This is a genomic window from Bradyrhizobium sp. 197 (assembly GCF_023073375.1).
In the GTDB taxonomy this organism is placed as follows: Bacteria; Pseudomonadota; Alphaproteobacteria; order Rhizobiales; family Xanthobacteraceae; genus Bradyrhizobium.
Map to the genome: position 1 here is coordinate 102,647 of NZ_JADPJJ010000144.1, position 23,562 is coordinate 126,208.

18 protein-coding genes are annotated in these 23,562 nt (G+C 61.0%); 3 read left to right on the forward strand and 15 right to left on the reverse strand.

What is annotated here, in order from left to right; translation table 11 throughout:
* Positions 1-24: 24 nt before the first annotated feature.
* From IVB27_RS33680 to IVB27_RS33700, 5 genes are read right to left on the reverse strand one after another with little or no spacing between them, the layout of a single operon-like run.
* Positions 25-1,230, reverse strand: a complete 1,206-nt coding sequence (locus tag IVB27_RS33680; protein ID WP_247447085.1) for a sialidase family protein — start codon at positions 1,228-1,230, stop codon at positions 25-27.
* Positions 1,230-2,390, reverse strand: coding sequence for an iron-containing alcohol dehydrogenase (locus tag IVB27_RS33685; protein ID WP_247447086.1), 1,161 nt, complete (start codon positions 2,388-2,390; stop codon positions 1,230-1,232). The genes IVB27_RS33680 and IVB27_RS33685 overlap by 1 nt, the downstream gene beginning before the upstream one ends.
* A gap of 12 nt (positions 2,391-2,402) precedes the next feature.
* The gene (gene pdxA / locus IVB27_RS33690) at positions 2,403-3,443 is read right to left on the reverse strand and encodes a 4-hydroxythreonine-4-phosphate dehydrogenase PdxA (RefSeq protein WP_247447087.1); all 1,041 of its coding nucleotides are present in this window, start codon (positions 3,441-3,443) and stop codon (positions 2,403-2,405) included.
* Positions 3,440-4,567, reverse strand: coding sequence for a four-carbon acid sugar kinase family protein (locus tag IVB27_RS33695; RefSeq protein WP_247447088.1), 1,128 nt, complete (start codon positions 4,565-4,567; stop codon positions 3,440-3,442). Before IVB27_RS33695 ends, pdxA begins: the two co-directional genes overlap by 4 nt.
* A 1-nt stretch (position 4,568) precedes the next feature.
* Positions 4,569-5,297, reverse strand: a complete 729-nt coding sequence (locus IVB27_RS33700) for an HpcH/HpaI aldolase family protein (RefSeq protein ID WP_247447089.1) — start codon at positions 5,295-5,297, stop codon at positions 4,569-4,571.
* Positions 5,298-5,506: 209 nt separating this feature from the next.
* On the opposite strand from IVB27_RS33700, the gene IVB27_RS33705 reads away from it, so the two are divergent.
* Positions 5,507-6,268, forward strand: coding sequence for a FadR/GntR family transcriptional regulator (locus IVB27_RS33705; protein WP_524536530.1), 762 nt, complete (start codon positions 5,507-5,509; stop codon positions 6,266-6,268).
* Positions 6,269-7,227: 959 nt separating this feature from the next.
* Here IVB27_RS33705 and IVB27_RS33710 read toward each other — a convergent pair.
* The 3 genes from IVB27_RS33710 to IVB27_RS33720 form a co-directional block, all read right to left on the reverse strand.
* The gene (locus IVB27_RS33710) at positions 7,228-7,761 is read right to left on the reverse strand and encodes a cysteine hydrolase family protein (protein WP_247447091.1); all 534 of its coding nucleotides are present in this window, start codon (positions 7,759-7,761) and stop codon (positions 7,228-7,230) included.
* Positions 7,762-7,794: 33 nt separating this feature from the next.
* Entirely contained in the window at positions 7,795-8,433 is a 639-nt protein-coding gene (locus IVB27_RS33715; protein WP_247447092.1) for an acyl-homoserine-lactone synthase, read from the reverse strand.
* 199 nt (positions 8,434-8,632) lie between these two features.
* Complete coding sequence (locus tag IVB27_RS33720; RefSeq protein WP_247447093.1) at positions 8,633-9,364, reverse strand: autoinducer binding domain-containing protein; 732 nt, start codon at positions 9,362-9,364, stop codon at positions 8,633-8,635.
* A gap of 497 nt (positions 9,365-9,861) precedes the next feature.
* On the opposite strand from IVB27_RS33720, the gene IVB27_RS33725 reads away from it, so the two are divergent.
* A complete protein-coding gene (locus tag IVB27_RS33725) occupies positions 9,862-10,299 on the forward strand; it encodes a winged helix-turn-helix transcriptional regulator (RefSeq protein ID WP_247447094.1) in 438 nt (145 codons plus the stop codon).
* A 450-nt stretch (positions 10,300-10,749) separates the two neighbouring features.
* Here the strand turns inward: IVB27_RS33725 and IVB27_RS33730 are convergent, their stop codons facing one another.
* Positions 10,750-12,177: an aldehyde dehydrogenase family protein gene (locus IVB27_RS33730; RefSeq protein WP_247447095.1), complete on the reverse strand. Its 1,428-nt coding sequence runs from the start codon at positions 12,175-12,177 to the stop codon at positions 10,750-10,752.
* A 1,692-nt stretch (positions 12,178-13,869) separates the two neighbouring features.
* Between IVB27_RS33730 and IVB27_RS33735 the strand changes: the two genes are divergently transcribed.
* On the forward strand, positions 13,870-15,087 hold the full coding sequence (locus IVB27_RS33735) for a multidrug effflux MFS transporter (RefSeq protein ID WP_247447096.1): 1,218 nt from the start codon (positions 13,870-13,872) through the stop codon (positions 15,085-15,087).
* A 315-nt stretch (positions 15,088-15,402) separates the two neighbouring features.
* Here the strand turns inward: IVB27_RS33735 and IVB27_RS33740 are convergent, their stop codons facing one another.
* The 6 genes from IVB27_RS33740 to IVB27_RS33760 form a co-directional block, all read right to left on the reverse strand.
* Positions 15,403-16,098 (reverse strand): NAD(P)H-dependent flavin oxidoreductase, encoded by a 696-nt coding sequence (locus tag IVB27_RS33740; RefSeq protein ID WP_345946955.1) that lies wholly within the window; start codon positions 16,096-16,098, stop codon positions 15,403-15,405.
* A gap of 632 nt (positions 16,099-16,730) precedes the next feature.
* Entirely contained in the window at positions 16,731-17,582 is an 852-nt protein-coding gene (locus tag IVB27_RS33745) for an alpha/beta hydrolase (RefSeq protein WP_247447097.1), read from the reverse strand.
* 133 nt (positions 17,583-17,715) lie between these two features.
* Positions 17,716-19,080 carry a homogentisate 1,2-dioxygenase gene (hmgA, locus tag IVB27_RS33750; protein WP_247447098.1) on the reverse strand — a complete coding sequence of 455 codons (1,365 nt, stop codon included), beginning with the start codon at positions 19,078-19,080 and terminating at the stop codon, positions 17,716-17,718.
* Between the two features lie 390 nt (positions 19,081-19,470).
* Positions 19,471-21,159, reverse strand: a complete 1,689-nt coding sequence (locus IVB27_RS33755) for an FAD-dependent oxidoreductase (RefSeq protein WP_247447099.1) — start codon at positions 21,157-21,159, stop codon at positions 19,471-19,473.
* 368 nt (positions 21,160-21,527) lie between these two features.
* Positions 21,528-21,656, reverse strand: coding sequence for a hypothetical protein (locus IVB27_RS43055; protein WP_256468484.1), 129 nt, complete (start codon positions 21,654-21,656; stop codon positions 21,528-21,530).
* A 54-nt stretch (positions 21,657-21,710) separates the two neighbouring features.
* Positions 21,711-23,432 carry a thiamine pyrophosphate-requiring protein gene (locus IVB27_RS33760; RefSeq protein ID WP_247447100.1) on the reverse strand — a complete coding sequence of 574 codons (1,722 nt, stop codon included), beginning with the start codon at positions 23,430-23,432 and terminating at the stop codon, positions 21,711-21,713.
* Positions 23,433-23,562 lie beyond the last annotated feature (130 nt).

Consider the following 23,562-nt stretch of genomic DNA (forward strand, 5'->3'; position numbering starts at 1 on the left):
TTTCTGGAGTTTCGTGGCGTGCGATCAGGCGCCGCTCGCCCAATCTGGCGGGACGCGGACATGCTTGATGGCGCGGCGGTAGTAGGTGAAAGCGATTTGCAGCAGCCCGTCGGGCGTCTGCGTGATCGATGGATAGGAAAACTCGCGGTTGAGCTGGTCCTTCGAGTTGTTGGTCATGCAGAAGCCGTCGCCGGTTTCGAGATCGCGGATGGCCGGCCAGGATCGACCGCCATCCGCGGAGATCGCGAGCGTCATCGGCGCCCGTGGTGCACCCCAGAAGGCTGTGCGACCCGTCGCGACGGACGTGGGCGCGGCTTCGCCGCCCGCCTCGCCCTCGTCCTCGATATCGTCGTAAAGGCCAGTGCGCCGGCCCGAAGCGTCGGCTGCGCTGGAATGGTTGAAGACCAGCGCGATGCGTCCGTCGGCGAGCACGGTCGCCTGGATCGAAGAGTTGTTGTTAGGCAGCGCGGTGGGCTCGGGCGCCGACCAGGCGCGGCCATCCGTCGAGCGGCTAGCATGGATGAAATCGGCCCAGCGGCTGCGATAGAGCGCGAGCAACCCGTCCTTGAGCTTGAGCACGTTCATATGCACGCAGCCGAGCGAGCCGGGCACGACATGTTCGCTCCAGCTTCGCCCCTGATCCGTCGAGATCCGCACGGCACTGATGTCGCGATCGCCGACCCATTTGGCGCCCGGCACGCTGACGCAGTGAACCACCGGGATCAGCCAGGCGCCGTCATCGAGCACGACGGGCGGCTGGCGCACGAACAGACCGTACCCCTGCGGCGCCTCGAACAACGTCTCGATCGGCCCCCATGTCTGGCCATGGTCATGCGAGACGCGCTTGCGTATGAGCGAGGTGTCCTGGTTACCGGAGACCTGCGCCGTCCAGATCAGCCAGAGTCCGTCGGTCGGCGTTGTGAACAGCACCGGGTTCTGCTCGGAGCGGGTCGGGTCGTCGGACAGCTTGATCGGCGCCGTCCAGCGCTGCGCCCCCCGTGCGAGCCGGGAAAAATATACCGAAATGTCGGGAATCCCCTCCTGCGTGCCGCCGAACCAGACGGTCGCGAGGTCGCCATTGCCGAGCACGGCAATGTTGGCGGCATGGTTCTGCACGCAAGGCGAGGGAAGATAGGCTTCGCTTCGGGCCGGATCGCCCTGCCGCGGGTGAAGGATGCCGGTGCGCTCGGACAATCCGGCAGGCTCGATGGTGGTCGGGTGGGCACCCATCAATAGGCCTCCTCATAGAGCGCGAGGATTTGCTCGCGGCTGATGTCGCGCGGGTTGTTGTCGAGCAGGCGGCGGATGGCATGGGCCTCGCTCGCCATGGCCGGCAGGTCGTCACGCGGGACGTTGAGCGCCGAGAGCTTCATCTCGCAGCCGAGATCGGCGCAGTAGCGATGCGCGGCTGCGAAGACCTCGGCCTCTCGTGACGAGGCCTGAAGGCCGAGCGCTGTAAGGATCGCAGCGGTCTTCTCCGGCACGGCAGGCGTGTTGAAGGCAAGCGTGTGCGGAAAGATCAGCGCGTTGGCCGCGCCATGGGCGATATGGTGGCGGGTGCCGAGCGGATAGGCGACGGCGTGGCCTGCTGCGGTGTTCACCGGGCCGAGACAGAAACCGCCATAAAGAGAGGCGAGCGACAGGCCGGCCCTCGCCTCGATATCGGAGCCGTCGGCGATGGCGCGGCCGAGGAAGCGGCCGACCAGCCTGACGCCTTCCAGCGCATACATGTCGATCAGCGGATGCGCCTTCCTGCTGGTGAAGGCCTCGACGCAATGCGCCATGGCATCGACGCCGGTCGCGGCGGTCACCGCCGGCGGCAGGCTCAGTGTCAGCGCCGGATCGATGATCGCAATGTCGGCGAGCGCATGCAAGCTCTGCACCGCGAGCTTGTTCTGCGTCGTCGGGTCGGTGATGAGCGCACGGGTGCCGGCCTCGCTGCCGGTGCCCGAGGTGGTCGGCACCTGCATGAGCAAGGCGCCCTTGGCCCTGACCTTCTCCGGGCCGACGACGTCGTGCAGCGTCTGTCCCGAGCCCGGCAGCACCGCGACGAGCTTGGCGAGGTCCATGGCGCTACCGCCGCCGAAGCCGATGACGAGATCAGGCTTCACTTGGCTGGCGAGTGCCAGCGCCGCCTCCAGATTGGGTACGTCCGGCTCGGGGCGGACCTCGCCGAACATCGTGACCTCACCGTTCAGCTGCAGAACCGCGATGCGGTTCGCGTTGAAGGCGTCCGCCACAACGAGAATGCGGGTAAGCTTCTGCTCGGCCGCCCAACGACCGGCGATCGCGGCCGTGCCCGCGCCGAACTCGATGATCCGCGGCCGTTGGATGGTGATCGGCGTTGCCAGGCTTGCGGCAGCGAACGGGCTTGGTGCATGTATGTTCATGGCTAGCCTTCTCTATGCTGCGGATTTGGCGGCTGCGCCGCGCGCCGCAGCCAGTCTCTCGGCGTATTCGATTGCCTCGATCAGGCTCAGCTCGTTGGCGATGCCCTTGCCTGCGATGTCGAAGGCGGTGCCGTGATCGACGGAGGTGCGCACAATCGGCAGGCCAAGCGTGATGTTGACCCCCGAAAGCGAATCCCAGGTTCCGGTCTTTGGATTGACGTTGAATCCAAGCAGCTTGACCGGGATGTGCCCCTGATCGTGATACATGGCGACGACGGCGTCATACTGGCCGGCGCGCAGCTTGACGAACACAGTGTCGCCCGGCACGGGGCCGACCACGTCGAGCCCGTCGGCGACCGCCGTTGCGATGGTCGGGACCGAGACTTCATCGTCCTCGCGGCCGAAGAGTCCGCCTTCACCGGCATGGGGATTGAGCGCGGCAATCGCGATCCTGCGGCGACCGAGATCGAGCGCGCGCAACGTCTCGTCCGTGCGGTCGATCACGTAACGCAGTCGCTGCGGCGTCAGCTTACCCGGCACGTCCTTGAGGGCGACATGGGTGGTGACGTGGCTGACCCGCATGCCACCATGGGCGAGCATCATCACCGAGTCCTTGGCGCCGGTCAGCGTCGCCAGCATGTCGGTATGGCCAGCGAACTTGTATCCCGCTTTGTTCAGCGCCTCCTTGTTGAGGGGCGCCGTCACGATGCCGCCGATGCGGCCGTCTCGGGACAATGCCACGCCCTTCTCGACGGCAAGATAGGCGAAGCGTCCGCCATCGGCGCAGAGCATTCCGGGACGGATCGGCTCACCCTCGGGTCCGGCCTGAAGGCAGGCGAGATGCGGCCAGGCCTCGGTCTCGGAGACCTCCGGTATCGCGATGTCGACACCGAGCATGCGACGCGCCTCGAACAGCGCCGGGTTGCTGCCGATGACCAGCAGTCGCAGATCGCCGCTCGCGAGCCGCTCCTTCAGCGCCAGGCAGGCCTTGACGATGATCTCGGGGCCGACGCCGGCGGGATCGCCCATGGTGATAGCGAGGTGAGGTTTCATGTTGCCGCTCCGGCCGTGGCTGCGACCGAGGCCGCCACGAGTTGTTGAAGAAGGTCCGGGTTGCCGAAGGCGCCAGATTTGGAAACGATTGCGACGCCATCCCAGCGTCCGCCGCGCATGACCGAGCGCGGCACGCCTGGCATGATCTCGCCGACGACGTCGAGCCGGTCGGCTTTGAGCGCTTCGCAAAGACCACGCAGGGTCTCCCCTCCTGCCGCGATGAGCGTCCCGGGCCGCGGCAGCCGCGACAGGAGCCCGGCGAAACGCCGTTCGATCACAGCGGTGGCAGCTCGACGGGACGTGCCGGGCGAAATATTGACGCTGGCGAATACGACGCCTTGGCCTTCGAGATGGCCTGCCACCATGTCGTCATCGTGGCCGGTCTCGCTCAACGGACAGTGCCGCGTGCCAAGCCGGGCCAACTGTGCGCGGATCGCGGCATGCTCGGAGCCGATCAGCCCAAGGATGGGTTGCTGCAGCGGCGCCGGAGCAGGCTGGCCCGGCAGCAAGCCGGCCGCTCGGGCCAACGCCGAGGCGAGCCCGGCGCTGCCGACCCAGAGCACGTCCGGCAGGGCAGATCCGGCAGCGACGATCGCGTCGAGATCGGCATCCGTCGTGGCATCCCAGAGGCTGATGCCTGTGGGGAGCGCATCGCCTGCGGCGACCCGGATTGCCGGGTGACCGGTGGCGGCCAGCGCTGCCGCGAGATCCACAGGAACCGGCCTAAAGCCGCCTTCCGACCAGACATGCTGGTGCCCGCCTCGCGTGATGCGTCGCTGCGCCGGAAAAGCCGGGGCGATGATGCAATGGGCCGGACGAAGCACATCGAGGATGGCAGCAAGCTCCGCCGCCTCCTGTCCGCGCAGCAGGCTGTCGATCTTCTTGAAGGCGAGACCTGTTCTGGCCGCCCATAGCTTCGGCGCCACCGCCGCGACCGCCGCCTCCGCTTCGTCGGGCGTGGCCTCGCGCGTGCGGCTGTCGAGCGCAATGGCTCCTCGCGTCGGCACGGAGCCGCGCCAACGCACTGCTACCGGCTGATCGACAGAGCCGAACGCAGCGGCGCTGTCGAGCGCCCCGGTCAGGTCGTCGGCGAGCAGGCGCAGAGGCGTCCGGCGCGCGGGCACGTCAGGCGCCCTTGACCATGGAAAGCAACGAGCGTGCACCACGCGTTATCAGGGTGGTGTCATTCGCGATGCCGACGAAGTCGATGCCTTGTGCTACCCGGCGGACCGCCTCGTCCTCATTGTTGGTAAGGTAGCCTGCCGGCTTTCCGATCGCCTTGAGGCGGCGGAAACCGTCGTCGATCGCCTCCTGCACCTCAGGATGCTGCGTGTTGCCGAGATGGCCCATCGATGCCGCGAGATCGGCCGGGCCAATGAACACGGCATCGACACCATCGACCGCCGCGATCCTTTCGATATCGGCCAGCGCCTCCGTCGTCTCGATTTGAATGATGACGCAGATTTCCTTCTGGATCTTAGCGAAATAGTCCGGGATCAGCCCATAGGCCGCTGCACGTGACGAGCCCGAGACGGCGCGCTGGGCGTCCTCGGCATTCTGGACATAGGGAAAGAGCAGCGTCTGTGCGCCGAAATCCAGCAGGCGCTTGACCAGGATCATGTCGTTCCATGCGGGCCGCACGATCGGATCGGCCGCAAGCGACTCCATGACCTGGAGCTGCGCGACGATGTCGCCCGGCTCGTTGGGGCTGTGTTCAGTGTCGATCAAGATCCAGTCGAAGCCGAGCTGCGCGAACATCTCGGTCAGCGCCGGACTGGCCAATGTGGAAAATAGCCCGAGCATCTGACGTTTGCCGAGATCGCGCTTGAAACGGTTCGTGCTGACTTCTGGCATCGTCCACCTATCTCCAGGAGGCTTGGGGTGCGGCGCGGTTTCGTCAGCTCGTGCGAGCCGCCAATGCGGCTTGGTTGGCGTGTTTCCTGTCGCCGACCTCTGTGGGTCTTGTGCGATGTTCAAGCGCATCCAAGCTGACATGTCAACATGTTGTAATTCCTAAGCCAGATTTGCCATAGACCACGTCAGTGACGCTTGACTAAGTTGTCATAAGTTGTAAATCTGACGTCGTGAATCAGTTTGCAAACTCCGAGAACCGCACCGCGTCGCCGCCATCGCCGCTCGTCCAGCGCGTTCATCACCAGCTGCGCGCCAGGATCGCTTCGGGCGAATACGCGGCGAACACGCGCTTGCCCGGCGAACACGATCTTTCGGCGCTTTATGGCGCCTCTCGGCCAGTCATCCGCGAGGCGCTGCGGCGCTTACGCGATGATGGGCTGGTGTTCTCGCGACAGGGCGCGGGCACCTTCGTGCGAGGCGTTGAGACGGAACAGGGCAAGACGCTTACTTTCGCCCCTGCCGGCACGATCGCTGATGTGCAGCGCTGCTATGAGTTCCGCCTCGAGGTCGAGCCGGCGAACGCCTTCTATGCGGCCATGCGGCGCAACGAAGCAGCACTGCGGGCAATCCAAAGAGCCCTGGAACTTATGCGGGACACGACGCGAGCCCACGGCCATCGCGAGGATGCCGACTACGCGTTCCACATTGCGATTGCGGAAGCCGCGAACAACTATTTCTTTCTATCGTCCATGCACGCACTCAAGGACCATATCAACGTCGGCATGAAGCTGCATGGGCTATCGTTGCTCGGCCCGGCCGGTGGGTTGGTTGGCGTGTTGGACGAGCATGACGCGATCTTCGCGGCCATTCGCGACCGCAAGAAGGAAGACGCCCGCGACGCCATGCGCCGCCACATCAAGGGCTCGTACGACCGCCTGTTCGAAGGCAAGGTGCTCGATTTGTCGCTTTGAAGCCCTGAACCAGAAATACGAGCACCGATCCCGTTACGATCTGATGAAATATCTGTCGAGCGAAATGCCCCGATGGAGCTCGCCTGCTTCACTATAGTCTATCGGCACGACCATAGTGGTGGCCTGATGCATCGCATCTTCCAAATGACGGTTTGCCGAGCATTTCGGATCCAGAAACACTTCGTGATGCAATGACTCAAGCGGGCGGCCGGACTTGATCTCAGCTGTCGAAGTATAGATGACAGGGTTCAGGCTCACGCAAGGACGCGTGACCTGGTCTCGTCCGAAGCGCCAATGATGCTACCGGTGGTCGGTTTCGAAAAGACGAACTCTCTCCAATGCCGGCACCAACCGGATCTCGTCACCAGGTGCCAGATCGAGGCGGTCGTTGGTGGTGGCGCAGACCTCTTGTGCACCGACGTCGGCATAAATGTGAAGCTCAGGGCCGGTCGGTTCGGCTTGGCCGCGTGATCGTGGGTCGAACGCTTAGACATGATGATCTCCGCTCGCTCCTCTTCCGCGCCCTGCCCCCGAAAGGCGGGGTGGGCGGCGAAGAGCGACCGGAAAGCCCCGAACGCGAGAGGCGGACCGCACCGGAACGGCCGCAGCGAGAGCGGAGGACCGCGCCAAGCACACAAGCGACACAGAGAGCCCTAACGAGGCGCGGTTGAGGGACCGCCGGTTCGGGGCAATACGGGAGCGCCGCCCACCCCGCCTTCCGGGGGATCATCAAAAGCGCCGGCCGCCTGCGGTCGGCTCCTCAAAACATCGTCCTCAAGCGCATCGGCGCCACGTCAGCGAGACGATCGCGATCTATCGAAAACGCAGACGACGCGTGGACGCGCGGACCCTTGGACGACGTGTCCGCGCCAGGGATCGAAGCCGCAAGGCCGAGACCGCAAAGCGGGCTCGGTTCAACAAGAGCCCGGCCCGCAAGCGCCGCTGCGGGAGGCGGCCGTTTACAAAAGCAAGTCCTTCACCCACTGAATGGCAGCCTGATCGCCCAGCGACACGGCCCATTCCAGGAGAGCTTGTCGGATGGTTGTCGAGAGGACCCCGTGATGGGCTAATCGAGAGAAAGCGACGGACCGATCGGCTTCATCACGCGCAACCGACAAATCCGAAAGCAACCGAATGTCGTACCCGAGCCGCACCCCTTCCAAGGCAGCGATCAGCACCTCCTCTTCGAGGAATGCTCCGCCCAGAAACACCAAGCCCGCACCCGTTTCCGAAAGGCGTGCCGCAAGCCGAGGATCCCGCCACATGGACAAGGAATCGATATCGCAGCGCTCTACGGCAGCGGCAATATGATCAGGAAGTAGGTCCTGCTGGTACTCGCCAACTGCGATTTGGGGAATGCCAAAGACCTCCCGGCAAGCGGCCAGCAAAGCGAGGCTTCGCTCGGTGCCGCGGACGGACGCATGAGCGTCCACCCCACGACCTCGGGTCATGTTCAAAAGAACAACGCAGCTATGTCGCGGATCGGCGAGCATGGAACGAGACCTCGGCGACAACCGAGCGAGAGATCAAGCAGCCTCGCGCTCAGATCCAGGCACGATCAGAACCGGTCCGTCCACGCCGGCTTGCCGGTACATGGCCTCGAGCGCTTGATCTGAATCGTGAAGAAATCCCGCAAGCGCAATGGTCTGCCCAAGCGGCTGCGGCTCGCACAGCCGCTCCAAGGGCCAACCGGCTCGCCGGAGGATGCGCTCCATTCGTGCATCGGTGACAGTCACAATGGATTGCGCTCCCGTCGCTCGCATCGATTCCAGCATCGCGGCAAACAGCACGAAGGTGGCGCGATTGAACCCGCTTCGGCCTGGATCGACACTGCGCTCTGTGTCGACGCAGAAGCGTGAGCTTTCGAGAATACCCTCGTCGTTCGGCACCGCCCGGTTGCCCAGAAGATGGGCAAAGGTGTCGGCGAGCATGTTTGGGCCTGTCGTTGGCATGAGCCTGACGCAGCCCAGAATCGCATTCTCATCTGAAACGACCAGGAGATAGGTCGGGCTCAGAGCATCATAGATATCGATTTCCAGGTCGCCCGACACCGACACGCTCCAGTCCAGCCGGTCTTTGAAAACACGGCGGCGGAGCCGATACATCGATGTCAGAATATCCAGATGGCGACCAAATTGAGACGTCTTAAGCGCGATGGCATGCATGTCGACCTCCTCGAACTATCGGGAAGGCTTTGACAGCAGAAAACGGACACGTGATCGCCTGTCAGATTTTGCAGGTGGCGCGATATCCGCCGGACCACGTTAGATCACTTTGGCTGCAACGCAACGCGCCATGCGTTGTGCAGACGGCATGCATGCTCCTTTTCGATCTAACCTTGCTGGAAATCGAATGAAAGTACCGTCAGCTCAACAGACCGCGGCGCAAGGCAATCGCAACACACTGGGCGATCGACGCCGCGCCCAGTTTGCGACGCGCGTTTTCGAGATGAAAGACAACTGTACGCGGCGCTATCGCGACCAGAACGGCAATATCGGCGACCGTCTTGCCTTGGGCCGTCCATGCAAGGCACTGGCGCTCGCGCTGGCTCAGCTCACTTCGAGTGAGTTGTCGCGTGACGAAAGCAGCATCGAGCCGAGCCGCGACGTGGACGTGAAAATACAAGCCGGCCTGGTGGATGATGTCCCTGCACTCGCCAGCAAGACGATCGAGATCTGTCTTGCGATCGTCCGTCGCCAGCGTGAAGGCCGCCATTCGTCCGAAACCGCCCCTAATCGGCACGGTTATGCCGGATCGAATGCCAAAGGTCGTAGCCTCATCAAAAAACTGGCGTTGCGCGCGCGACCCAGCCGGCGCGCAGGCCGCTCCGCCCCAACTGAAGAGGTCCCGTTCGACCCTGGCACGGAGGACCACCGGATCGAGCTGCTGATATCCAAGATGAAAGTAGCGGCTGGTCCAGGATTTCGGGTAGGACGAGATGAGCATGGGCGCCTCGTCCGTTAGGCGCAAATATGCAAATCGCTGAAACCCAAGCTTTTGCGCCAGCCGCGCGGCGATCCGCTCAAATGCGTTCGCATCGGCCGCCGTCTGGATGGCATCAACGAACTCCTGGAATGAATTCTCGACCAAATTCATCAATCTAAAAGCTCGGCCAAATCTTAGCGATGTGGCGATGTCCGGCGTCAGAAAGTCGAATCGAGTTCGCTAGTCGCGATGTTCGCACCAGGACCCGTGACGCGCCGCTGCGCTTTTTCAATTGTCGTTGCGACAAGATCGTAGCGACGCATGGCCGGCCTTCACGACAACATCCCGCGCCGGAGATTCCTGTTCGGAAAGATCCTCATCCAGACCCTTCGGCCCTTTGCGTTTGGTTGCAGGACGCGCGGATTTCACAGCTCGCTCAATCAAGGGCGCAGGGTTTACCTGCGCCGGCAGCCGGTGTGCGAGTCATGGTGCGAGGACGATGCCGTACATCAGCTCGGGGACTGGGGTGAAGGGGCGAAATAGCTGGTATTGGCGTGCGACATGGAACAGGTCTCTCCGTTGCAAATAACGTCCGTCTTAAGTATCTAGAATATACTTAGCGTCAACTAGGCACCCCAAATCGCCTTGGTATGTCGGAGGAAACCGCCTTGCTCGACCTAAAGCCGCAATGCTTCTCATCGGACTGTCCGAGTCGCGCATTGTTCGACGAGATCGCCGACAAGTGGTCGGCGATGGTTCTGGCCGTCCTGAACGACGGACCGCAGCGCTTCAACGCGATCAGGCGCCGGCTGGAAGGTGTCACCCAGAAAGCGCTTACCCAAAGTCTTCGCCGCCTCGAGCGCAACGGGCTAGTCTCGCGGCAGGTGATCTCGTCGTCGCCGGTGGCCGTCCAGTATCAGATCACAGCCCTTGGCCGTACTCTGCAACAGCCGCTTAGAGAGCTTCACGCTTGGACACTCGCCATGCTGCCACAAGTCCAGGAGGCGCGGCAGGCGTTCGATCGGATGTCATCAGGGCTGAGTGGCGGATCCTTGCCCAGCCCATCTGCTGAGTCAGGCGCTAGCGAACAGAACGAGCGAACTTAGGGCCGCGCGGCGTTGCCCAGGAGGGCCCCATGGTTGGACCATACTCGAACAAAGAAAGGCACGCTTGCCGGTCAAAGCGGAACTGGGGTCGCGTTTGAGGTCGATTGGCAACATATTCGACCATCTGAGAAAGAGGTTGAGCATCTCTATGCGGCAATAGAAGTGTCCCGCGATGCAAGGCGTGTCCGGCAGTGATTCTGGAAAGACCTTGCCTCCTCCTCCTGTTCCTCGCTAGAGACCTCTCGACTTTTGCTCTTCATGATACCAGGGGCGTCGCACGAACATCAACTATAGACGTTCATCCCCAAGGCTTGATCCGGTACGGAAACCGAAACGCGTTGTTCCGATTTTCCAGACCGGACCCAGTTCGTCAAACCTTTATGCGGATTGCATTCGTGTTCGCTGGTTCGAAAGCCGAGCGGGCATGTTTATCAAGTCAGACCATGCGCGTTAGGCTGCTTTGCGAGAGCCAACGATCGCCTTGGTTTCCAGGAATTCGCCGAACGCGACCTCGCCCCATTCGCGTCCGTTGCCGGATTGCTTGTATCCGCCAAACGGCGCCGCAAAATCCATGTCAGCATAATTTAGCGTGACCTGTCCGGCCCGCAGCTTGCGCGCCACTGCCTCTGCGGCAGAGTGTTCGCCCTGAACATAGGCGGCGAGTCCGAACACCGTATCGTTCGCGATCGCCACTGCATCGGCTTCGTCCGCATAGCCAATAATCGAGAGCACCGGGCCGAAAATCTCCTCCCGCGCGATGGTCATATCATTCGTCACGTCGGCAAAGACTGTCGGGCGCACATAAAAGCCAGTATCCAGTCCCTCTGGTCGGCCAAGGCCGCCGGTAACGAGCGTCGCGCCTTCGTCGATGCCAGCCTTGATAAGGCGTTGGATCTTATTCCACTGCGCCTCTGACGCGACCGGACCCATCTTGGCGTTGCTGGCCGGATGTCCGACGACCCACTCCTCGGCTGCGGCGCGGGCAAGCTGAGCGACTTCGGCCATCCGCTTGGCCGGTACGAGCATCCGAGATGGCGCATTGCACGACTGGCCGCTGTTGAGCATGACCTGGGCCACGCCCGCTTTCACCGCCGATGCCAGCTCGGCGCTGGGCAGGAGGATGTTCGGTGATTTGCCGCCTAGTTCTTGGTGAACGCGCTTAACTGTCAACGCAGCGTTGCGCGCCACCTGAATGCCGGCGGGCGTCGAGCCGGTGAACGAGACGAGATCAACGTCGGGATGACTCGTCAGGGCGTTGCCTACGCCTTGTCCGTCTCCATGTACCAGGTTGAACACGCCGGCAGGCACCTGCGCATCTTGCAGGATCTCCGTTAAGATCGTCGCGGAAAAGGGCGATACCTCGGACGGCTTCAGCACCATCGTGCACCCGGTCGCCAATGCGGCGGCCACCTTGCAGGTCACCTGATTCACTGGCCAGTTCCACGGAGTGATGAGCGCGCACACGCCAATCGGTTCGCGCACGACCTCGGTGGTACCGATGCCCTGCTCGAAGCTGTAGTTCGCCAGCGCGGCGCGCGCGATCTGGAAGTGGACGAGACCCACCGGTGCCTGCAACTGCTCTGCAAGCCACAGGGGTGCGCCCATTTCTTCCGACACCGCCAAGGCCAGGTCGCCGATCCGCCGTTGATAGGCGGCGATGATCCGGTCAAGCAGCGCAAGCCGCTCTTCGACCGACGTCTGCGAGAACGTCTCAAACGCCTTGCGCGCCGCGGCGACCGCCTTGTCGACGTCGTTGGCGTCGCCGAGCGCGACCTGGCCAGCCACGGATTCATCCGCCGGGTTGATGACGTCGATCACGGCATGGCTACTGGGCTGCACCCACGATCCGTCGATATAGAACTGACGATTGCTGCGCATAGGGTCCTCATGATTCTCGAGTTGTCGTTGGAAGGTTTGGCCGCCGCGTTCGTCGCGTGCAGCATCAGCATCGAAGGCGACTGGCCGAGCAACAGGCGCTGTCGGCCCGCGCCGATCAAGGGTCGAACTGCGTCGTCGGTACTCCAATCATCCTCGTTGGAGGCATAGGTATACCGAGTAACCCCCGCGTCAATCAGGCACTTGAAGTCGCGCTAGTAGGACAAAGCATACCGCAGGCAAGCGATCGATCGTCGGTCTCTCGCGAGTTGGAGCGGAAGAAGCTGCGATGCTTCCGCTGTTATCAGTCCGTCGGCCACCGCCCGAATAGCACGACCGTCCATTCACGCATGCCCGGATCGCCTGCTGCAACAGAGGCACAGCGGCGGGATCTGATATCGCACAGCCGCTGACAAAGGCGAGATCTCCTGCCGCGAAAACATGCGTTCTAAGGGGCGGACGCAGTACGTAGAGCCTCCAGTGATTACAGTTGGAGCAATGCAGGGTCGGCTCGTGCGAAGCGCCGGCGGTGGTTGGTTTGAAACTCATGAACTCCCTTTCATCGATGCGGCCGGTTTCAACAGCATCCGCGCACGATTGCGATGTCGGCGCTCTCGATGTCCAAATCCGGCACGCGGACCGGACTGGGCCGAACGCACGAAGCGATTAGCAGCCCGCGAGCCAACGCTGATATCTTCCCCCCAAGGTCTCATCGAGGGGGTGAACGGCGGCTGGTGTATCACTGCTAACGCGCAACATCGCTATCTCGGTATTTCCGAACCTATTCCATAGTCGGCCCTATCGTTGGTGGCGACAAGCGTGGTCGGACGGCCCATTGAGATCCAGGCTTATGCGGCCCCCTACCGCGGCCGCTAATCCGTCCTACGGACGTCTCGCCCGGCTGCGCACCATTAATGGCCGTGTTCTTCGCCATGTGTCGGTTAAAGTCTGGAGCGCTCTCCTTCCACCAAGCCGGGCCACGTTCGCCCAACGCCCGCTTCGCCTTCGGGAGCCCGATGGGACGTCCTGGATGTGGTCGAAATGCTCGTGCACCGCTATCGAACGACTAAGCGTTTCTTCCCGCGTTGTGGTCGCAACGAATTTTCAAATCTCGCGGCCGCGGTGGCGCCGCAAGGAAACGAGCGAAGCCATGGAACGAACTACTAGGTTTCCTAGGAGAACTCGGAGCGCGAGCGATGCGCACCAATTCAAATCATCGAGCCCTATCGAAACGTCCGACGATCAAAGTCGCCGTTGCAAAAAGCTCCACGACCACATTTTCGCTACTTACTTGTACATACCTCTTGAAATGCTCTTTTACGCGCTGACTCTGTAGCGGATCGGCAGCGTTTTCGGCCCCGACACCTGATTGCTGATGACCCATTCGCACGCACCATCGATTTCGATATCAACGACCGAGCAAGCAAGGCTTTGAGAAATGCCCGCAGCTCTGCCTGACCTAGGCTTCGACCCAGGCAAGCGTGGGCACCGAAGGCGAGATACCGATTGGGCGTGGGATCGACGTGAAAGACGTGAGGATCGTCGAATCACCGGGCTGACACTTTTTTCCCTTGCTGCGGCCGGCCAATTGACGGCAGCCGTCTCAAGCTCGGGCACGATGAACTAGGAACGTTCACGCTTCCGCCCCTTTTATATGGTATTCATCATTTAAACATCAGAACTACGGGATCCCTCATGGCCAACCAGACCGTTGCGATCGACACCGCCCGCCGCCCAGAAGCCTCCTCCACCTTCCTGCAGATCGCGGTGCTGGCCGGCCTTTCCGCTACCGGCACGCTCGCCACCAACATCCTGCTGCCGTCGCTGCCGCAGATGGCGGCATCGCTGAATGTCAGCAGCGCCGCGGTCACCTCAGCCATCACCATTTTCCTCGCGGTCTTCGCGCTCGGCCAGCTCGTGGTCGGGCCGATCTCCGACCGCTACGGCCGCCGCTGGCCGGTACTGATCGGATTTGCCGTGTTCTTCGCCGGCAGCCTCTGGTGTGGCCTCGCCACCGACCTGCCGGGCTTGCTGACCGGTCGCGTAATCCAGGCGGCCGGCGCCTGCGCCACCTCGGTGCTGTCGCGCGCCATTGCGCGTGACATGTTCTCCGGCGCGGCGCTGGCGCGCGCGATGGCCCTGATCATGATCGCAATGGCGGCCGCCCCCGGTTTCTCGCCGCTGCTCGGCGGCGCGTTAGATCATTATCTTGGCTGGCGTTCTGAATTCGCTTTGGTGGCGGCCTTTGCGGCTCTGGGGGCGGTGGCCTACAGCGCGGTGTTCGGCGAAACCCATCACGCGACGCGGACCCCGCTCGATCCGCTGGCGATAGCAAGGAATTACGCCAGCCTGATCACCGATCGGCGCTTTATCGTCCCGGCCACGACCGTCAGCCTAATCATGGGCGGCCTGTTCGCGATGTTCTCGGCCGCCCCGCGCGTGCTGATCGAGGCGATGCAGTTCTCGCCCATTCAATTGGGACTATTTTTCGCCGGCACCGTGATGGTCGTGTTCGCCGCCGGCATGCTGGCGACGAAGCTGGCGCCACGCTACGGCCTCGATCGCTCGATCCGGGGTGGATTGTGGGCGGCTGCCGCCGGCGGCATTGCGATCCTCTCGGTCGCGCTGTATGCGCCCTCGTTCCTGCCGTTCCTCGGCGCGATGTGCGTGTTCCTGCTCGGCATGGGCATCGTCAATCCACTCGGCACCGCAAAGGCCCTCTCGCCGTTCGGCGACCGGGCCGGCGCGGCTTCCGCACTGATCGGTTTCTTCCAGATGATGTCGGCTGCGATCGGCGTCTGGCTGGTGGCGACGATTCCGTACCAGGCGCTGTTTTCACTCGGCGTCGTGCTGACGGCGTTTTCGCTGGTCGCGTTCGCGCTCTATGCGCTCAGGACCAAGGTTGAGGCGTAGGCCACCCAGCCGCAAAAACAGAAAGCCGACACGAATTTCGTTGGTGTCCGGCAGATTTATCGGGAGCTTTTCAGTACATTTTACGTTCAAAAACACCCCGTCGACGCAGATCCGACTCCTGCGCTCTGCCCACCGCTTTCATAGGATGTTATCCTTGGCATTCCTTTGTGAATTGCGTGATCGTGTTCATCAGCCCATTCGCTCTCAACAACTCGTGAAAGCCTTCGTGCACCAATGTACGAGAATAATCACGTTAGGGAACGTCCAGCGCAATCCGGTTTGAAACTCACAAACTCCCCCGCCTGATGCGCGATCCTAGGCAGCTTCATATTCTTGTAATGTTTGATCGACGATTTCCGCAACAGTCTGGACGGCCCGGACGCCTGACACGGAATGGCCAGCGCTCAAAATGCCCGTCCACCTGCGCGGTCCCTTTGAGCGCGAGCCATATCGCTGTTTCGCGTCGTCCGCCGAAACTGAGTCATCAAGCCTATCGGGGTCCAGTCCAGCCGCTACGATCGATGGGCGAAGGTAACTGCCCCAGAGGCCATTGAAGGCTTTCGTTAGCACTATGTCGTCGATCGATGACCTGACCAGCATCTCTCGGTATTCGGCGGTTGCCAAGCTTTCGCGCGCAGCAATAAATCTTGTTCCCATGTAGGCGAGATCGCACCCCACAATTTCGGCGGCACGCAGGGCAACCCCGTCGCTTATACCGCCTGCAAGCACGAGGGGACCGTCGAATATCTCTCGGATGGCACGCGTGTAAGCAAATGGGTTGAGCCATCCGGTCTGTCCGCCAGCACCGGCGGTGAGCAGTACCAATCCGTCTACTCCAACGTCGAGCGCCTTGCGGGCATGTTCGACTGTGGCGACGTCGGCGAACACGAAGACGCCGGCTTCTTTGAGCCTTGCCATGATCGGCTTTGGGGAACCGACGCTAGTGATCACCATCTCGACCCCATGCCGAAGAATCGTATCTACATGATCATCGAGATCATCGGCTCTCATGATGAGATTGGGACACACCGGTCCGGATGCTCCGGGATTTTCGGCAAGTCGGCGCCTAATGTCGGACAACCATCCATCAAGTCCGCCGTCAGCGTGGAGAACCCTGGGATTCATAGTTGGGAAGGCGCCAATGACGCCAGCCTGGCACGCAGCAACGACGAGGTCGGGCCCGGATAAATGCAACATCGGAGCGGCGATGATAGGCAAGCGGAGGCGATCACGAAAACGCTCCGGGAGCCGCGAGGCTGAGACGCGCGAAGACGATTGCATTTGGGGCGCTTTCACTTGATGCATTAGCTATTCTAGCTGAACAACCAACCACGAAAATTCATTGTCCGCCAGCGCGTCGCGCGCTCGGACCGCGGCGCAGATAGTGTCTACGATGGGATTTCTCCACCGGCAAAACCCTGTGGCAAGCTTTCTTCGCGGACGCATGCGTCTCAACGCGGGTGCGATCTAGCCGTTGTGGTTGGACGCAACCCGCATCAACCCCAACGTTCGTCAGACAGTATCTCACGGCCATACTTGTCCTGCAGATGAGGTGTTGCTGCAAACGTTCTTCTTCCGCTTTTTGGAAATTGCATTGGCGATGGGATTCGTTTTGACTCCGGGATCAACATGTCCGGCTTGGCCTATGCGCTTGAAAGAGCGGCGATAAATTGCAAGGCGCTTCGGTGAAAGCGACAGCGCTCATCGGATGCCTCGTTGAGGACGTCGAAATGGTGGCCCGGAATAACATGGCGCGTGATCCTAGCGTTCGACGACCCGCAGGCTGCTGCGTACCGGTTGGACTGCCATTTGAACTCTTCGGTTTCATCCTCTCCGTATGCGATCAGTTGCGGAGCGTTGGTACCCGCCGCAAGATTTATGGGACTTTGGCTGAATGCTTCCGCTTGATCCAGGTGAAGCTGATCATTGTTGGACGTCGAGAGCAGTGGCTCCAAGTCAAAGATGCCAGACACCAAAATGGCTCCCTTGAACATATCTCGCGGTAGCCCTTCTGCGAAGGAGGGCCAATCCGTCGTCATCATCATTCCTGAAATATGCGCTCCGGCCGAGTGGCCAACAATGGACAACCTTTCCCGATCTCCGCCCAGGCCATCGATGTTGTGCCACAGCCAGGCCATGGCCTTACGAGCCTGATCGACAATCTGGGTGATGCGAACTCCAGGGCAAAAATCGTAGTTGATCGCTGCGAAGGAAATACCGCTTTTTACAAACGATTCCGCAAGAAAGCTGTATGCGGATTTATCTCCTCTCTGCCAGTAGCCGCCGTGAATAAAGACTACCGTGGGCGAGGACTTCGGCTCAGCACTCGGGAAATAGTCCAGCCGATCGCGTGGGCCTGGTCCGTAAGCTAGATCCAGCCGGCACTTGCTGGATTGGCGGAATGCCAGACTTCGGCTATTCCAATCCGGAAGGAAATTCAGATCGGGTCGCAGATGCCCCAGCGCGTACTGCTTCTCTAGTCTGTCGTCTACCATGGCTGCCTGCCTGACGCTGATCATGAGTGAATACTTAGCCAAAAGCGCCGCCGGATAGGATGTTCGCCACAGCATCTATCTCGGCATCGAAGATGCTGCCGCCGTTATACGAGGGCCGCGCTATGGCTCGGGGCTAGGCCGAGCGTGAGGGCTTACCACCGCCAAATTGTCGGGAAAGCCCGTCCCAGCAGCTCGGGTAAGTACCGTCGAGCAAGTGTAACTGCGAAGCGTAGGCCGTGGCACTCAGCGGATAACGAGTCTCGAACATGAAGGCCATCGTTCCCGACAAACGCTCGGGGGCCAAGGCCTTATGGCTTGCCTTCTCGAAAGCTTCCGCATCGGGACCATGGGCGATCAGACCATTGTGCAGGCTCATTCCGCCCGGAACGAAGCCACCTGGCTTGGCATCGTAGACGCCGTAGATGAGTCCCATGACTTCGCTCATCACGTTCATGTGGTACCACGGCGGCCGGAACGATTCCTCCATCACGATCCAACGCTCGGGAAATATTACAAAGTCCACGTTGGCCGTCCCGGCGACCTCGGAACTCGCGGTCAGCACGGTATAGATCGACGGATCAGGATGATCGAACAGGACCGATCCGACTGGCGAGAACCGGCGCAGATCGTATTTCACTGGCGCGAAGTTGCCGTGCCAGGCGACGACGTCAAGGGGGGACTGCGGAAGATCCGTCACGTACAGGCGGCCGAGCGACTTCACGAAGAGCTGGCAGGGCTTCTCCTTGTCCTCGAAGCCGGCAACGGGCACGAGGAAGTCGCGTGGATTAGCAAGGCAGTTGGCGCCGATCGGGCCGCGTTCAGGCAGCGTGAAATAGTTGCCGTAGTTCTCGCAAACGTAGCCGCGGGCCGGGCCGTTCGGCAGATCGATCTTGAATTTCATGCCTTTTGGAACGATGACGATCTCACCCGGTATGGCGTCGAGAACCCCGCATTCAGTGAATACACGGATCGAGTTCTCCTGCGGCACGAGCAGCAGTTCGCCGTCGGCATTGTAGAGGTAGCGGTCCTGCATAGAACGGTTTGCGACATAGACGTGGGCAGCCATACCTAGCTGCAGGTGCACATCGCCCCCTGTTGCGATAGTCCGCAGGCCAGAGAGAAAGTCGCACGGCTCGTCCGGAATGGCGATCGGCGCCCATCGCAACTGCGCGATGGGCAGATTCGACTCATCGCGGCAAGGAGCGGTCCGGATCAGTCCGGCATCGACCTGACGAAAGCCGCGGCCATGCTGTACAGAGGGTCGGATGCGATAGAACCAAGTACGCTTGTTGCTCTGACGCGGGGCCGTGAACGCGCTGCCAGAAAGCTGCTCGGCATAAAGGCCGAGCGGCGCTTTCTGCGGCGAATTACGCGCCAAAGGCAATGCATTGGGCACAGCCTCGGTCGCAAAAGAGTTCTCAAATCCGGTCATATAGGCGGGTGAACCGTCGCGGGGCGAGAGAACGGCCTCACTGAACGCATTGGGTTGGACTGTCATGATTCAAAGCGCCTGTCTGGACGTGGAGTCGAGATGTTGATCATGCCGAGCCGTACCGGCTAGGTCAGTCCCATGAGCGGGTGACACGAAACGGCTTATCTCAGCTCACGAGCGACGCCTTGACGCGGTCGGCGCTTCGCCGGAAACTGATCGGGCGAGGCCCTGCCGTTTAGCCCCCGATGATGACTATCTCTCGCTGCGCTCGAGAAAGGTGTACTGCTTGCCAGTCGTCAGAGCGACAGAGGCTCACTCCCCCTCGAGTGTGCTGCTCAAGCGGCAATCTTTCCCCTCCCCAGGCAATCGTTGAAGCCGTAGTGGTGCTGACCAGGACGACCGTTGTTTGTATTAACGGTTGGCGCTCGAGGCCTCTAACAAACGTCAACGAAACGGTTAAGCCACTACCTTGAGAGATTCACTCTCCCCTGCCTTCCCAGCTAAGGCTCCGCGCACATGGTCGATGAGCCATAATAAATCGCTGGGCAGCTCGTCGCCGCGCCAGGCTACGTGCTGATCGGGTCGCGCCAACACAAGCTTCGTCGAATAAAGCGCGGATGCTTCTTTCGATACCACATCAAGCACCGTGAGCGGAACGCCTTGTTTCTGCGCGGCAGTAGCCAGCGGCCCGACATCGACCGATGGATCGAATCGCAACAATGTATATTCCGGCCCAAGAGCATCGTAGAGCGAGCGGCCGTCGTCGAACCAAAGATGAGGAACGCGACACCCGGGCACTGTCGACGACGTAAAGCCCCCAAGTGTGTAGGTCGGGTGTGCGCTACCGTCGTAAACGATCAACGGCGAACAGTCGTAGAAGTAACCAAAGTTCAGGCCGGCGGCCGCGAATTGCTTGGTATTCGTTTCGCAAGCAACACGGCCAGCTTCGGCGCGAGCCTGCTCCCCTTCGGGTCCTTCATCGAGGATATGAGCAGGAACAGAGCCGCGGCGCCGCGTCTCTTCTTCAGCTTGCGACATCGCCAGATGGGATACCTGCTCAGTGATGGGCCATCGTTCCGCCTCATAGGCGTCGAGTATTGCCGTAGGCGCCCAACCGTTGAGGTTCGCGGCGAGCAGCCAGGACAAATTCATCGCATCGGCAATACCGGCATTCATGCCGTAGCCAGCATACGGCGCCCAGAGGTGGGCCGCATCGCCCGCGAGAAAGATGCGCCGGTCGCGAAATCTTTCAGCGATCAGGCGCCGTCCGATCCAGTCTTGCTTCGAGATGACCTCATACGAAAAGTCAGGGCCGACGCCGAGAATCGCGCGAATGCTGCCATCACGATCTATTGCATCAAAATCGAATTGGTCGGGCCGCAAAAAATTGAAAATCATCCAAAGCTCGCGGCCGTCAATCGCGATCACATTGCCACTCAACTTCGGATTGAGAGAATATGTCATCCAGGCTCGTTCGTACTGCTGTTGAGCGATGAGCTGAGGGGCGCGAATGAAGGTCGCCTGCACGCGCATGAATTCTCCGTCGCCCTCCAGCTTGATGCCGAGCCCCCGCCTCACTGTCGATCGTGCCCCGTCGCATCCAATGAAATAGCGGGCGGAATAGATCTGAACTTCTCCGGTATCAAGATCGCGGCCCACGGCGGTGACTTGATCCTCGTCCTGGGAGAAACTCACGAGTTCTACGCGATTGTAGATTTTGACGCGCGGCGTTGCTGCGACGTAGTCAAATAGAATCGGCTCGAGCATGAGCTGATTCACGCGATGCGGAAGCTCTGGCGTTGGCCAGTTCGAGTCTGCGCCGGTCCGATCGGTGAAGCGGTCGCGCCGGCACGGGATGTGGATGCGACCACACTCACGCCCGGTAAAAGCGGTGCGGTAAGCAATTGCGTGCGGGTAATCCTCGGGTAGACCGGCGTTACGCAGCTTTGCGGCAACGCCAAGCCGTCGAAAGACCTCCATTGACCGAGAGCTGACATGGTTACACTTCGGGTCCGGTGCGTCGCCTTTGCGGCGCTGCTCAATGATCGCTACCTCGATGCCGCGCCGAGCAAGATCAAGTGCAAGCGTGAGGCCGACGGGCCCTGCACCGACGATCAGGACAGACGACACGCGCTCGCGGGACATGATAGACTTTCCTCGTTTAACGGCACACCGAGCTCACCGCGCCAACCAGCACCCATCACTCATCTTGAAGATGTTTAGGCCCGCTGAACCCGCAAAATGCGATCTGATCATGCGGACCCAGGCGGCTCTGGTCAGTCCCATGAACGGGTGACACGGGACAGCCCACGTCAACCGCGGGACGCCGCCGTGATACGGCCCGCGCATCGATCGAAGTCGACGGGAAACCCTGCCATATACAGCGCCCGGTGATGACGTTCTGGCGCCCTCCAGCAGCGTACACTGTTCGCCGCCTTTGAGCGACAGGGGCTCCTGTCCGGCGCGAGTGATTTCCGGAAGACGGCCTAGGCTTCGCAGCATGCCTGAGACTGTCACGGTTCCAAAGAGATCGCCTGCGATGTTGCGGCCGTTGCCGCCAGATGAGCGGGCATCTGCCCTACGGTCCGGTACAGTTCGTCCATCGGCACCTTGTCGAACACCATGGAGGCAAGCAGCGACACGTTCTACCGTTCGGTCGTTCGACTTGGCCGTTTTCCAGCTTTCAGCCCGGTGGGTTATCGGATTGGCTGCGTATGGACGTTCAACAAAGCGGGAATTCCTGAGCGCACCTTCTCCAACGCTCGCGCTAACGCACCGGGAAGCAAAGCTGGATCGTCGACCGCCTCGCCCCAGCCTTGACAGCATTCCGCCACTCTCTCAAAGGCCGGAGATGGATCAAGGTCCTGGACAGGCATAACGTTCACCCTCGATGCTGCACCGTCTGGATAGACGGCAAGCGTAGATTGCTTCACCGCCAGCCATTGGTGATTGTTTGCGACAATTGTCAGAATCGGCAGATTCTGCGCTCGCTGTACGTAATGAAAGGGAACGGGATTTCCGAACATGTACGAGCCATCCCCTACGATTGCAATGACATCGCTATTAGGTGCGGCGAGCTTCGCACCAAGTGCGGTGCCGAGACCCGCACCTAGTCCGCCAGCCGGCGAACTTCCGATGTAGCGGTCCTGACCCGCAAACTCCAAGCGACTCACTGCCGTACCTAGTTCATTGACAATGATTGATCCTTCGGACTTCGCTTCATTTATGCAGTGCGCAAGCCACGCTGGGTGGATGGGGGATTCTTCGCGCGAGCGTTGCACGAGGTTCGCCCTAGCTTGCAACGCCTTCGCCCGCTCCGCGGCAACCCGATCGCGTCTCTTGCGTAGAACGTCATCTTCGAGCAGCCCCAGTAGTTCATTCAACATCCTAAGTGTCGTCGCAACGTCACCGGCTACCAGCAGATCGGCTTCAAATTCCCGAAAGGGATGACGGCTCACTAGGGGATCAGTGCCGATATGCACCACCTTAGTGGTAGGCCTGGGTCTGGAAAGGCGTGGCAACCACGGTACCGCGCATTCGATAACCAGAACGAGGTCTGCGTCCTGAAGATGATGCCCAGGATCTTGCGCGAAACCAAGGTTCATCAAGTGATCGCTAGGTAGGTTGGCGTCCGTTGCATTGATCTGGAGAACCGGAATCGCCTGAGAATTGGAGAGCCTTGACAGCGCGGCCGCTCCTTCCCGCGTTCGGCCCGCCGACGATGTTAAAATCAGGGGGGCCTGCGCCTCGGCTATCATCCGTGCGACTTGATCCACGACATGTCTCGATGGGGCGTTTGACGTGACACCAAGTGGTCGCACGTTGTCCCGTCGCATTGGTACTGTTGCGTCGGCAAGTACCTCGCGCGGTAACGCCAGGTAAACCGGTCCGCGGGGCTCACTCATAGCTATGTCGAGAGCGCGATCGACTAGCGCTTCGATAGGCTGACCGGCTCTGAGTTCGTAGTCCCATTTGACGTATTCGCGAAGCATACCTCCCTGATCGAACGATTCCTGCCCCCAATGGATGTAGACGTCTCGTGAGGCGACATGTCCCGTCTCTGTTGCCGGCGTACGACCCGCACACAACAGAACCGGAACGTTGTCACGCGCCATATTCATGATTTGGCAGATTGCGTTCGCTGTTCCAACTGTAACATGTAACATTACGGCGGCCGGCTTCCCTGTGACGCGGTAGTAACCGTTCGCCATAGCCATCGCCAGATTTTCATGTGGCACTGTCACGAATGTCGGATACTTCCGTTCACCGTCGGCGGCCGACAAGACTTCGATGATTGGCGCAAAATCGGTACCTGCATTGGCAAACACGTATTCGACACCACGAGCTGCCAACCGTTGCAGGAAAGAGGACGCCGCGACCTGGGTCGGGCGCGATGAGATGCTTCTGATTTGAGTCATGCATGCCTCGCTGACTGTCGCGTTCTCGGGTGGTTAAATTTCGCTTCCATCCGAATAATGCCTCCTTGCAAGCAGCGCGCTGTGCACCGCAAAATACGAACGGCTCAAAGCCGGGTGCCTGCCGCACTTT

Bases quoted from the DNA above. Each gene is read 5' to 3' on its own strand.
- IVB27_RS33680 (WP_247447085.1), bottom strand. From the start codon at position 1,230: ATGGGTGCCCACCCGACCACCATCGAGCCTGCCGGATTGTCCGAGCGC.
- IVB27_RS33685 (WP_247447086.1), bottom strand. From the start codon at position 2,390: ATGAACATACATGCACCAAGCCCGTTCGCTGCCGCAAGCCTGGCAACG.
- pdxA (WP_247447087.1), bottom strand. From the start codon at position 3,443: ATGAAACCTCACCTCGCTATCACCATGGGCGATCCCGCCGGCGTCGGC.
- IVB27_RS33700 (WP_247447089.1), bottom strand. From the start codon at position 5,297: ATGCCAGAAGTCAGCACGAACCGTTTCAAGCGCGATCTCGGCAAACGT.
- IVB27_RS33710 (WP_247447091.1), bottom strand. From the start codon at position 7,761: ATGCTCGCCGATCCGCGACATAGCTGCGTTGTTCTTTTGAACATGACC.
- IVB27_RS33715 (WP_247447092.1), bottom strand. From the start codon at position 8,433: ATGCATGCCATCGCGCTTAAGACGTCTCAATTTGGTCGCCATCTGGAT.
- IVB27_RS33720 (WP_247447093.1), bottom strand. From the start codon at position 9,364: ATGAATTTGGTCGAGAATTCATTCCAGGAGTTCGTTGATGCCATCCAG.
- IVB27_RS33730 (WP_247447095.1), bottom strand. From the start codon at position 12,177: ATGCGCAGCAATCGTCAGTTCTATATCGACGGATCGTGGGTGCAGCCC.
- IVB27_RS33735 (WP_247447096.1), top strand. From the start codon at position 13,870: ATGGCCAACCAGACCGTTGCGATCGACACCGCCCGCCGCCCAGAAGCC.
- IVB27_RS33740 (WP_345946955.1), bottom strand. From the start codon at position 16,098: ATGAGAGCCGATGATCTCGATGATCATGTAGATACGATTCTTCGGCAT.
- IVB27_RS33745 (WP_247447097.1), bottom strand. From the start codon at position 17,582: ATGGTAGACGACAGACTAGAGAAGCAGTACGCGCTGGGGCATCTGCGA.
- hmgA (WP_247447098.1), bottom strand. From the start codon at position 19,080: ATGACAGTCCAACCCAATGCGTTCAGTGAGGCCGTTCTCTCGCCCCGC.
- IVB27_RS33755 (WP_247447099.1), bottom strand. From the start codon at position 21,159: ATGTCCCGCGAGCGCGTGTCGTCTGTCCTGATCGTCGGTGCAGGGCCC.
- IVB27_RS33760 (WP_247447100.1), bottom strand. From the start codon at position 23,432: ATGACTCAAATCAGAAGCATCTCATCGCGCCCGACCCAGGTCGCGGCG.